The following is a 12,415-nucleotide window of genomic DNA, read 5'->3' on the forward strand; positions in this document are numbered from 1 at the left end:
TCCCTCCTACACATACACCAGTTCATTTAAAATAATTTCATCTACCCGGCTTCTTGCATTGTTTGCCCGGCTAACCCATTCCATCTGATCTCTGCTTTTCAATTCTTCCGTAATGCCTTCCTGCTCCATAATCTGTTCCATGAGGAAATCCCTGCGTTCCAAACACTGCTCATTCAGATCTGCGAGATACGTCCAGAGCTTACCACTCAATGTCAGATAGGAATACAAGCCACTCTTGTAATCTTTCAGATAGTTTCTGTGAAGACTTCCATAAAAACCAATCTCTCTTTTCTCTTCGGGTACTGCGATCAGTGGCAGATAGATTTCCCCGACAAGGATATAATCCAGACCATTACTGTTATCGTGAATGATTCTTTCTAATTTGCTCATGCTGATGCAACTCCTTTCTTCGGTTCTGCTGGGGGAAGCAGTGATAGCGGAATGAACACACCTTTTGCAATATCTTCCTGCCGGATCTCTTCTTTTTTTGCATCCAGTTCGGCTTTCTTTTTTGCCTTTGTCCGTTCATAGTATTCCTGCTGCTTTCCATTTGCTTTTCTTCTCAGGTAATTCTGGTGAAGCCTGTCTTTTCTGGCTTCCCGTTTTTCCATTTCTTCAATTTCTTCCGGTGTCATTTTCACCTCACCGAAATGTGGCGGTAAATATCTGCCGATGAAGTTAAAATAGATTTCCACTTCCTGTGTCGTCTCAACGCTTCCTTTCCGGTCACGCTCATGCACCACAATCTTTTCTACAAATTCATTCAGCATGTAAGTGGTCAATTCCTCAAAATTTTGGTATTTATCAACCAGAGCAATAAACTTCTCCGCTGATCTGCGACCTTCTTCATAGCCTGATAATTCAGCTTCCATATCTGCAATTTCTGCCGACAAATCTTTCTGTTCTTTAGAATACTGTCCATCAAGAATCGCATAGCGTTCATCTGGCAGCTTGCCAAGAATATTGTCCTCATAAATTCTGCAGATCAGTTTTTCCAGTTCCTGCACACGCTTTTTTGCCTCTGCCAATCTGCTTTTCAATCTTGTGATCTCACTGGACTGCTGTGAAGTCTGTGCCTTTTTTACTGTCTCCAAAAATTCTTCACGATTCAACTGTGAATACTCCGCAACAGCCTTTAAAAGTTCCTTAATCAGCTCCATAACCACATCAGCATTAATTCTGTGCTGTGTCTGGCAGAGTGTTCCAACCGGAACTTTAGAATATGCAGAACAAGTATATTGTGGTACTCGCTTGCCATTATTTACTCGATGGACATACATTTTGGAACCACAGTCTGCACAATACATCAGACCTGTCAAGGGGTGGGCTTCTCCCCATCCATCTGGATATCTTCTCACATTGCTTCGGATTCTCTGTACATTGTCAAAAGTTTCCTGATCTATAATGGCTTCCTGCGTGTTCTCAAACACCGTCCAATTATCTTCAGATACGTAATGGCTTTTCTTATCCTTGAAATGTTTTCTGGTCTTGAAGTTCACTGTATGACCAAGATACTCTCTTTTCTTCAGAATGCCTGCAACAGTAGAAGAGCCCCAGCCATAAGGATCTTTGATTTCTTCTACTCTGCCTTTCCATAATCCGGCATCTTTCTTTGCCATATGAACCGCTGGTATCTCAACCTTATCCTCTTTCAGTGCCTTGGCAATCTGATATGGTCCGTACCCATCCATTGTCATGTGAAAGATTCTCCGTACAACTACAGCTGCTTCTTCATCAACAATCCATACATTCGGGTCATCCTTGTCTTTCAGATACCCATATGGTGTTGTACTTGCCACATGCTTGCCGGATTTTCCTTTCGCCTTGAAAGTGGATTTTATCTTTTTACTGGTATCCCTTGCATACCATTCATTCATGATATTTCGGAATGGAGTAAAATCATCGTCCTCCCGGAAGCTGTCTACATTCTCGTTGACTGCAATCAGGCGGACATTCTTCTGTCGCAGCAATTCCATATATTGTCCGACTTTCAGATAATCTCTTCCCATTCGGCTCATATCTTTAATCAGAATCGTTCCGACTTTCCCCGACTCTACTTCTTTCATCATGGCAAGAAAGCCTGGGCGATCAAATCTTGTACCGGAGATACCATCATCAGTAAAATGAACAAGATTGGTAAATCCATGTTCTTTTGCATATTGTTCCAGCAGTTTCTTCTGGTTTGAAATACTGTTGGATTCCCCGTTTAATTCATCATCACGACTAAGACGTTCATACAACGCTGTCATGAATCCCTGTTTCTCTGTCATAGTCAGATGTCCTCCTTCCTTTGTTTATTAATTGCCTGTTCTCATCCCATATCCGTTCCTGTACCGGGTTCTGATGTTTCCGGGACGTATTAACCAAAAAAGACACGCTGAATGCCTATTCAGTTCTGGTATCACTACGGGCAGGCTGTTTCGTTTTCAAGGTTCGTGTAAGAAGTAAAAAAGATTCTTACACTAAACGAAATGCTCAGAGGTCTTTTTACAGCCCCCTTACTGCATCTTTTTTGATTTCGTGTCATCTTTTTAAAGTTCCTTACACAATCTCTGTACTGACGAAACAAAATACGGACATGTTTTGAAATTGTTTTTTACAAAATACAATTTTGTTCTTTAAGGTAAAAAAATAAGCCTCAAGAGACTTTTTAATCATTTTGGAGCTCCAACTCTTTAAATTTGATTGATTAAGAAGTCTCTTCAAACTTACTACACCGCTGGCCAATTTGTACTTTTTATACTGTTTGACCGCGAAGCAATCCGGCTTGCGCTTTTCAAGCCCGGCAAACATATAGTCCACCGCGTTCATAAAGTCCTCGTCATCCTCCTTGACCTCCATGCCGGAAATCATATCCACAAGGGTATTCATGTTCCGATCCTCGGCAGGCCCCTCGAAAATGATGTAGGCAATCAGGGCACAGTACAAAAGCGTTTCCGATTTCGTCCAGAATGGATCGCCTTCCTTGCCTTCGCCCTTTGTGTTGGAAATCAGGGCATCCACGAATTTCAGAATATCGGCCTCATTGCGGATATACGCCAGCGGGTTATAGTGCATGGATTTTGAAAAATCTATGCTGTTGAATACCTTGATTTTGTACCCGCGTTTTTGCAGGAAACCCCCGACCTGTCCCAGCACACCGCCTTTGGGATCGACCACCACATAAGAGGAATGAGCCTGTAAAAGCTGGGGCGTGAGCCAGAAGCGGGTTTTGCCGGAGCCGGATGAGCCGATAATACAGCAATTCAGGTTTCGGGCATTTGCGGGGATTTTAGGGCGGGTGTTCATCGTGAGAAACTCCGTCCCGGTCAAAATCATGTTGTTTTCAAACTTCGGATCGACAAACGGTTTGATGTCTTTTTCCGTTCCCCATCGAGCGCTGCCGTATTCTGCATCCCGCCGAAACTTCTTAGCGTTCTTGCTTTTGAAATAGATCAGCAGCCGGAAACCAACTGCGCCTACAATACCAACAAGCCAATCCAGCGGGGCAAGACCGGGTGCAAAGTCAGCAAAGGCCGGGCCAATCGTCTGGCCCAGTCCGATGAGCTTATGTGCAAAATCGTTACCCGCTGCCAGCCGGTAGGCCGTTCCCAGCTTGAGGAACGCCCACAGGATGAACAGATAGGGAATGTTCGGAATGAGATATTTTCTGATCTTATCTGTCCTCATGGGCCACCTCCTTTGCACGTTCTTTCTGCTTCGGCTTTTCTTTGGAAAGCTGATCTGCCGCCTGTTGCAGTTGTTCCCGGATGGGAACACGGTTCGATTTTGCTTTGCTTAACACTTTCCGGGAATACTCAGAAAAGCAGGCGGTCATTGCGTCTGCCTGTCCAGCCTTGAAAAACAGCAGGTATTTGTCCGGCCCGGTTTTATAGAACGCATAGTCTACATTCCATTTCCGGGCCACGCGGTCAAAGGACTTGGTATCCCCGGATAGCTCAATGCTGTTGGTGGCTGTACCGTGGGCCATGAGCTTTCGCACACTTTGTTTTCCATGCGGTACTTGCCGCCCACGGTATGCCTTGCGGATCTTCCGGCCCACCATGCCCAGCACATACGCCAGTCCCCGCGCCGTCAGCTTGGTTGTTTTTACGGATATGGCTATCGTGCGCCGGGAAATATCTTCATCAATCAGTTACACCGCCTCCTTCCTTGGGACAATTTGTCTCGAAGTGCCATCACCGATCCCCACGGTCTTTTTTCTGCATTTGACGGTAGCCCTCCAAAGAAGAACCGTCTATGATTTCCTGATAAACGGCCATTTGCTCCCGGATAGAGAGCTTCGGGAAAGAGAATACCTTATGCTCCTTGGGAATATCCTGCAAGCCGTGATACACTTCCACGAAATGATCGCTTTCTTTGACAACATAGCCGCCCGGGGCAAAATGGCCGTTTTCGTGGATGCAGGCATCCCGGCCATACGCCTCATAATCGAAATACGGTTTTACCTGATCCGGCACATCCAACATTTCCAGATCGTCCACATAAATACGCCCCAGCGTTTCCTCATCGGATACGCCGGGGTAAAAGCCGTAACAGTCCAGATTTTGTGTCAGATTGATGATGTCCCGCACCGAAGAACAGTGATCGCCGCTGTCGAGGACGGCCTCCAGTGTTTCCAGCTCCGATGAGGTAAGCTCGGAAAGCAGGCAGGCCAGATGATTAAGCTCGTCCAGATTTTCATACTCGCTCAAATGGTCATAGAGCCCCAACACATCCCCATCGAAAGAGGTAATAAAAATTTCCTGATAGCGGACGCCATCCACGCCGATCCGTTTCAAGAGAGCCTCCACCTCCTGGGCGGTTGTGGGAAATTTCAGTGTTTCACCCACAAGCTGGCCCTCGCTGTACTTTCCGGCGTTGGTAACGTAGGCTTCAAACAGGGTTGCCATCAGCGGCGGCCCTGTCCCTTGACGGTCAGGATGCCCTCAAGGGTTGTTGCCGTAATTCCCAGCCGCTGGGCCACGGCGATGTCATTTTTCATGGCTTCGGTCATACTGTGCCCGCAGACAACCAGCACATGGGAACGGCGGAGCAGGTCACGGCTCATGTCGATGCCGCTTTTATGCTCCTCGGGAACAGCATCGTTGAGAAACAGGGGCAAGTACAAAGGCGGACAAATAGGAGAAAAGCCTGCCTCATACACGGTGCGGCAATACTGCGCCGCCAGTTCTGCATTTTCGCTATCGCCGCCGAGCCATGCAGCGGTGATATAAGCAAGGGGTCGTTTCATCGTTCATACCTCCGATATTTTAATAAGAAAGTTCAACCCAAACCCCACGCCCTTTCCCAGTCTTGGGAAAGGGGCGGCTCTGGAGGATATACCCCCGCCGCTTGCCGGGGAAATAGCACAGCCGGGGCAGACCGTCAAGGGCGAGCCGCCGAAAACGGCGGTGCGCTGCACCCTTGACGGCCCACTCCCGGCTGTACTAAAAAACAGGCGGCGACGGGGGATATATACCACCAGAGCCTCTGCGCGAGGGCGGGGCCCTCGGGACAAAGTGTCTCGAAGTTGTTACTTGTCAAGTTCCTGCTTTTTCGGGGCTTTTGCCAGTTCCGGCGGCTGTTTTTCTTTCCAGTCATCCAGCAGGGACATAATCTGTTCTTTCATTTTGGCGGGAGTGACCTCCTTGCCAAAATACTTTTCCAGTTCCGCAGTAGAAATAATCACGCCTCGATCCTCCTTTTTCTGTTCTGATAAGATACCGTCAATGACATCGCCGTTAAGCTTGCCTTCCTTATCCAGCTCCCGAAGCCGTTTAGCCTGGGCCAGCGAGGGCGAAGCCTGCTCCCCGTCAATGGAAACAGCAATAAGCCTCTGATTTTTCGGTTTGATGTAGGAAAGCTCCACGGCAGGCATGAAGCCCATCTTTTTATCGTCTACCTTATCCAGAAACTCCGGCACAAGGGAGTTGAGCCGCAAGTAGCGCATGACCTTTTTATAGTTCATTTCATGCGCCTCGCCTACAATCTCAACCGAGCGTTTCCCGACATCACCTTCCGCAACACCTTTCAGCCGCCCGCCCTGATGCTTGATGTCCTCAACCTCGAGTTCCAGCAGCGCGGCCAATTCGCTGGGGAGCATCCCGTCACGCTGCTTGTTGCTGTCCTTCATGGCCTGTACCGCTTCGTGGTCGGTCATTTCACGGACGATAAAGGGCATTTCCTCCAGTCCAGCCAGCTCACTGCCGTGGGTACGGCGATGGCCCGCTACAATTTCATAGCCGTTTCCATCTTTCTCCGGGCGGGCAAGACCGGGAACCATTACACCGTTTACGCGGATAGAAGCAACGATTTCCTGCATCTTCGCATCGTCCCGTACCTTAAAGGGGTGCGGACGGAATGTGTGAAACGGATGAACCTCGGAAAGTTTCAGATAAACCAGCTTGCCTTCCTCAACCGGGCGGGGCGGTGTAGTCGGCTCGGGAGCCGTCTGTTCCACAGCGGCAGTTTCCTTCAGTGCCGTATCCTGTGCGGGCTTAATGGGCTCCTTGGCATCCAGGGCCTTTCCATCGCTTCGGGACACTTTGTCTCGTTTGGACGGCTTGGGCTTGTCAGGGGCCGCCTTATCCGCCTTGGGTGGGCGGCCCTTGCGGGCCCCAGCCGTTTTCTCCGCTTTCTGATTTTCAGTCGCAGCCTTTTCCGCTTTCGGCGGACGGCCACGGCGCGGCTTTTTCGGTTCCTCCGTATTGGCGGGCTGCGGTGTTTCTCCGGGGGCTGCCGCCTCTGGCGTTTCGGGGGTTTCCGCCTTTTCGACTTCGGCGCGGGCGTTCTGCCTCTTTTCCGCCATAAGTTCATTGATTTTGTCAAAGGACACAACCACATCGCCGGACTCAGGTATGGCAGGCCCGGTCTGTTCCTGCTGGGGCTCAGACGCTGCGGCCTGTTCGGGTGTGATGATAGGCTCGGCGGCCTCCGGGGAAATATTCTCCGCAGGGCCAGTATTCAATTTTTCATCGGCCATTTACGATCCTCCTTTTCGTTAAAGTTGCACAAATTTGAACGCTAAAATTTTGTAGTTATTTTTGTGCCTCCTTTCCGTCTATCCACGCAAAAAAGCCGCCCGTTTTTCATGCCGGACGGCTTTTTGCGTAATGTGATAGATCAAATATTATTTTTTCTGGTTTGCAGGCTCCGAAAAGCCTTGTATTTACAGTGTTCCTAATAGGAAGTAATCATATGGTACTTACAATTCCACGTTGTATGTGATAAACTATTATTGTCCATTTGGACTACCTTTACAATCCTTTTTACAACAAGTATACTTATTATATCGAAAAAATAATATGAAAATATCTGCAAAAATTATTAAAATATTGCCAAAACATAGCTGACTTTTACTGCTGTGAAGTATTATCCACAATTTTCGATGCTCTGGTGCATTTTTCTAAAACATACCACCATCCCGGAGCGCATTTCGGAAAATCCCGTGTCAATCCGCATGCGAAAAATGCTGGAGTTTATTGAACGCCATTATGCGGAAGAAATCTCCCCGGATGCCCTGGCAAAAAGTGCAGGTATCAGCTGTTCTGAAACCATCCGGTTCTGTTCTTTTTATTTCGCTGCGGCACTTGCCCAAAACGCTCTGTTTCTTCCCGCAACCCATTTATTTTCTTTCACACAGTAGTTTCCTCTTAAACGAATATCTTCTGAAGAACTTCCGACCTCTACTGCATATCGTCCTTTTTCCACTTTCCAGTGCATATCAATGTCCAGAAAAGCCATTTGATCCGTTTTCACCTCAAAGCATACCGTTTTCTTTTCGCCCTTTCGCAGGTGAATGCGCTTAAAACCTGCCAGTTCTTTTACTGGTCTTGTCAGGCTGGCATATTCATCTCGTAAATAAAGCTGGACGACCTCATCTCCTTCACAGCTTCCCGTGTTCTCAACAGCGCAGGAGATCTGAACCGTATCTGCTGCCTTTTCATTTCCCATCGAGATATGTAAATCCGAATATGTAAATGTTGTATACGACAGTCCGTATCCAAAATAATATCTCGGTCTGTGCGGCATATTCACATAATTGGCAAAACCGATACTGCCGCTCTGATCCCAGGAGGAACCATATGGATGATTGTAATAAACCGGAAGCTGTCCCACTCCATAAGCAACGGTAACCGGAAGTTTTCCTCCCGGATTATATATTCCGGTCAAAATATCAACTACTGCTTCTGCTCCTGTTTCCGATGGACTCCATGCTTCCAGAATAGCATCTAAATATTCCTCTGCAGCATCACTGGAAATCGGTCTTCCATCAAAGTGAACGCCAACCAATGGTTTTCCAAGCTGCGCAGCCTTGCGAATAAATGCATCCTGACACTTTGGAAGGTTAATATCAGTACTGTCAATTCCTTCTCCCATTGATGCCATGGAACACGTTCCGTGCTTACCGCCAAGCGTCAGTATCACAATGTCTGCCTGCTTTGCTGCCTGCAGCGCTTCTTCAAAATGACTTTCGTCGTTTCCTGCAATCGGATAGCCATATGCATATAAAATCTCACTTTCCGGAAAGCGGATTTGTAATTCTTCATACAGATTTCTGCATTGCGGTTTCTGTCTTTTCAGGATCTGATCAAACTGCTCTGTCTCATCAGACTGAATATTGGTTCCCGGAACCGTAATAATCTCATCTGCATCTGCCTGTACAACTCCGCTTACACCTGCAATAGAATTGGCAATCGCATAGGTAGACTCCATCATGCACATATGTGTGTATCCACCAAACATTTTTCTGGCATACCCGGCATGCGGTCCGATCACCGCAATTTTTTTCCCTTTTTCCGCAATCGGCAATACGCCGTCATTTTTCAGCAGTACCATGGATTCTCTGGCCGACCGCAGGGAAGTGTTCCTGTCTGCTTCCTGCATTACAAGAGCATGAAGCTCTTTTCCTTCCAGCGCATAGGGATTTTCAAATAAGCCCATTCTGAATTTTCCCTCCAGAACCCGCAAAACCGCTGTATCCAAAATATGGATATCCAGTTTTCCACTTGAAAACATCTCTTTTAATTTCTCATTATAGCCAGTACAGGACGGCATCTCGATATCCATTCCCGCATGAAGACACATCGCACCGGCTTCTTCAAATGTTTCTCCAATATGATGTACACTATGCGCATTTCCCACTGCACCGTAATCGCTGATGCACATGCCGTCAAATCCCATTTTTTCCCGAAGCAGTTTCGTAAGCATGTTATGAGAAGCAGATACATCTTCTCCATTCACAGAGCAATAACAAGGCATAATACCTTTCAGATCTGACTCTGTGATTGCTGCCTGGAAAGGTTTTGCAAACACTTCTTCTAAAAGTCGCGTCGGCGTTTCGCTGTGTGTTCCATGAATTCCACCCTGCGAATTATGAAAAGCCACAAAATGTTTTGCCACACTTTCTGCTTTTCTTGAAGCAACTGTATTCTTTTGTATTCCTTTCGTATACGCTGCCCCCATCGCACTTACAAGGGAAGCATCTTCTCCATAACTTTCTCCAAAACGGCCCATACGCGGATCTCTTGCCACATCCAGAACCGGTGCCAGTATATGGGTAATGCCACAGGCCGTTTCCTGTCTGCTCACAATTTCTGCAATCTGTTCTTCCAGCTTGGGATCAAAGCTTGCTCCCCTGCCAATCCCAGACGGAAAACTGGTGGAATCCTGAATGAAGGCCCCGCACAATCCTTCCATATGAAAGATTGCCGGTATTCGATGGGCACTGTTTTCCATCACAATCTTCTGCACTTTTCTCTGCCATGCAGCCACTTCATCAAGTGTCTCCATCCTGCGCATTTCCAGCGTGCTTACTTCTCCCATTCCGTATTTTGTCTCCTGCTGAATTTTTTCAAAGTTATAGGCATCCTGATCAAAAGGAAAAACACAGTTAATCTGTGCCATCTTTTCGTCAAGGCTCATTTCTTTGAGCAGAAGAGAGGCTCTTTCTTTTGCACCCAGTGTATGATCCCTATATGATTTCATTTAAATACGCTCCCCTTTCTCAAATAACTTCAGAACATGTAACAATCTTGCAACACTCCTTTCCAGATCTTTTCTGGTAATCCGTCTCTCCTGATAGGCCTGCAAAATCTGCCGGATCACCGGCGGGCCACCCGGCATCACGATATCATTTCCCGCTGCCACAGCATCGCCGCCATCTGCGACAATATCCATATCGCCCCAGTCAGTAACGACAACACCATCAAAGTTCCATTCTTCCCGTAAAATATGCGTACACAAATCTCGATTTCCAGCTGCAAGAACCCCATTAATTTTATTAAACGATGTCATAATAAAAGATACTCCGGCATCTCGAACCAACATTTCAAAAGGTTTCAGATAAAGTTCCCGCAATGCACGTTCCGTAAGGATGGAATCTACCGCATCGTACCGCTTCTTCGCACTTCCTCTTCGATACGTTTCCTGTTCATTCACGGCAAAATGTTTGGGGCAGACGCGGACAGGATGATTTTCCTGAACGCCCTTTGTAATCTGGACCGCACAGATTCCGGTCAGATAAGGATCCTCCGAAAAATATTCAAAATTTCGCCCGCAAAGCGGATTCCGGTGCAGATTGACTGCTGGTGCCAGCCATACGTCAACCGCTTTCTTTTCGCACTCTGCGCCAACCGCATTTCCAAACGCTTCCCACAGTTCTTTATTGAATGCGCAGGAAATCAGCATAGCCGTTGGCCAGGCCCCCGTTCCCACACCTGCCGGTCCATCTTTATAAAAAATGGAATGAATACCTTTTTCTGGCATAGCCGGGGAGACATATCCTTTTGCTCCGACTGGATGATCGTTTTTGGTCATTGGATTTCCCTGACCATCCAATATAGTTTCCGGCTGTTCCTGTTTGCTGAACGCTGCAAATGGAATTCCAGGTCCATACCCCACACACAATGCAGCCAGCTGTTCGATACTGAAATTTTTTACTTGTTCCATTTCATCCCGTAAAAGATCATATCTTTCCTGCTCTTTTAAACCATCGGTCTCTTCTTTTTTCTTTTCATGCATTCGGACCTTTTTTCGTCCTTCTCTTGCAGATAGTACCTGCAAATGCTCTACATTGCAGTTTTGCACGCAAAGACGATTCACACATTTTTTAATTACGTAATCTTCTCTTATCTGGATTTCTCCTGCAAAAATTGTCTCACGGGATGAATTTCCGATAAAAAACTGATATTTTCCCTTTTCCAGGATATATGATGCAGATGTCTCAACATATCCTGCCAGATCCTGCATGGATATTCGGATCGAAATATTCTGCTTCTCCCCCGGAGCAAGAAGTCTCGTTTTTGCAAAGCCTTTTAATTCTTTTTCCGGTTTTTCCGACTCTGTACCAGAGCAGGACAAATAAAGCTGTATCGTTTCTTTTCCTGCATAATTTCCGGAATTTGTTACCTCCGTAATAAATTCCACCTCTTCTTTTTCCTGTTTCATCTCTTTCGGAAGAATCGTAAACGATGTGTAAGACATTCCATATCCAAAGGGGTACAATACCAGTTTCCGAAAGGTATCAAAATAGCGATACCCCAGATAAATGTCTTCCTGATACACCGTTACCGGGCTTTTCGTATATCCTGTACTTCCATTTGCCTTTGCATCCAGTCCATAATTTTCGTAAGTTAAAATTTCATCTTCCTGTTCTTTATTCCAGGTGAAATTTTCTGCTGTCGGGTAGTCTTTGAAAGACTCTGCCATGGAAAAACTTAATTTGCCAGATGGATTCACAGCCCCCGTCAGAATATCAGCTAATGCTCCGCAGCCTTCTTCGCCCGGAATTCCCAGAAACACCACGGCCTTGATTGCGGAATAGGCGTTCACCCACTGCATATCGATCATTCCATTAATATTCAGTACAACGATCACATGTGGAAAAACACAGCACACCTGTTCCAGCAGTTCTTTTTCGGATTCGGTAAGTTCATAATCACCTTCGATGTGTCTGTCACATTCTTCCCCACCGGCATTCCTTCCCAGCACAAAAACAGCGGTATCGGTAAACTCCCTGGCTTTCTGCATCAGCTGCCCCGGAATGTGATACTCTGTCCACATCGGCTGATATTTTCCAAAGATCTCATACATAAAACCACAGTTCATATTTTCTACATTTGTGATATCAATACCGTCAATCACAAACTTTTCCGATTCGTTTTTTTGATGGCTGGTGTAAAATTGTTTTAACCCTGCTTCTGCACAGATTCCTCTTTTTTCACATTCACATAAGAGATTCTTGTTTGCAAGGGATTTGGATGCTCCCGAACCGTTTCCCGAAAAAATGGTTTCTATCTGTGCCCGTCCCAAAAAAGCCACCTTTTTTTCTTTTAATGGCAAGATCTGCTCTTCATTTTTCAAAAGAACAATTGATTCTTCCACAAGTTCCTGAAAAATACTTTTTTTCATCTCTTTTCCTTTCTTTCTGCTG

At 46.4% G+C, this 12,415-nt stretch carries 9 protein-coding genes; all 9 read right to left on the reverse strand.

Annotated features, from left to right (window positions below; genetic code table 11):
- Window positions 1-6: 6 nt before the first annotated feature.
- The 9 genes from I2G42_RS13685 to I2G42_RS13725 all read right to left on the reverse strand — a co-directional run bounded on the left by I2G42_RS13685 (window position 7) and on the right by I2G42_RS13725 (window position 12,393).
- A complete protein-coding gene (locus I2G42_RS13685; protein WP_055228592.1) occupies window positions 7-390 on the reverse strand; it encodes a TnpV protein in 384 nt (127 codons plus the stop codon).
- A complete protein-coding gene (locus I2G42_RS13690) occupies window positions 387-2,270 on the reverse strand; it encodes a recombinase family protein (RefSeq protein ID WP_021738891.1) in 1,884 nt (627 codons plus the stop codon). The genes I2G42_RS13685 and I2G42_RS13690 overlap by 4 nt, the downstream gene beginning before the upstream one ends.
- 271 nt (window positions 2,271-2,541) lie before the next feature.
- Window positions 2,542-3,669: a type IV secretory system conjugative DNA transfer family protein gene (locus I2G42_RS13695; RefSeq protein WP_242856735.1), complete on the reverse strand. Its 1,128-nt coding sequence runs from the start codon at window positions 3,667-3,669 to the stop codon at window positions 2,542-2,544.
- The gene (locus tag I2G42_RS13700) at window positions 3,656-4,135 is read right to left on the reverse strand and encodes a PcfB family protein (RefSeq protein WP_330611349.1); all 480 of its coding nucleotides are present in this window, start codon (window positions 4,133-4,135) and stop codon (window positions 3,656-3,658) included. Before I2G42_RS13700 ends, I2G42_RS13695 begins: the two co-directional genes overlap by 14 nt.
- A gap of 43 nt (window positions 4,136-4,178) precedes the next feature.
- Window positions 4,179-4,892, reverse strand: a complete 714-nt coding sequence (locus I2G42_RS13705; protein WP_055228590.1) for an antirestriction protein ArdA — start codon at window positions 4,890-4,892, stop codon at window positions 4,179-4,181.
- Window positions 4,892-5,233: a DUF7768 domain-containing protein gene (locus I2G42_RS13710; protein ID WP_003020223.1), complete on the reverse strand. Its 342-nt coding sequence runs from the start codon at window positions 5,231-5,233 to the stop codon at window positions 4,892-4,894. The genes I2G42_RS13705 and I2G42_RS13710 overlap by 1 nt, the downstream gene beginning before the upstream one ends.
- Window positions 5,234-5,515: 282 nt before the next feature.
- Window positions 5,516-6,964 carry a ParB/RepB/Spo0J family partition protein gene (locus I2G42_RS13715; protein ID WP_055228588.1) on the reverse strand — a complete coding sequence of 483 codons (1,449 nt, stop codon included), beginning with the start codon at window positions 6,962-6,964 and terminating at the stop codon, window positions 5,516-5,518.
- Window positions 6,965-7,554: 590 nt separating this feature from the next.
- Window positions 7,555-9,969, reverse strand: a complete 2,415-nt coding sequence (locus tag I2G42_RS13720) for a glycoside hydrolase family 3 N-terminal domain-containing protein (protein ID WP_055228587.1) — start codon at window positions 9,967-9,969, stop codon at window positions 7,555-7,557.
- Complete coding sequence (locus tag I2G42_RS13725) at window positions 9,970-12,393, reverse strand: glycoside hydrolase family 3 protein (RefSeq protein ID WP_055228586.1); 2,424 nt, start codon at window positions 12,391-12,393, stop codon at window positions 9,970-9,972.
- Window positions 12,394-12,415 lie beyond the last annotated feature (22 nt).

It is taken from the genome of Fusicatenibacter saccharivorans (genome assembly GCF_015557635.1).
In the GTDB taxonomy this organism is placed as follows: Bacteria; Bacillota; Clostridia; order Lachnospirales; family Lachnospiraceae; genus Fusicatenibacter; species Fusicatenibacter saccharivorans.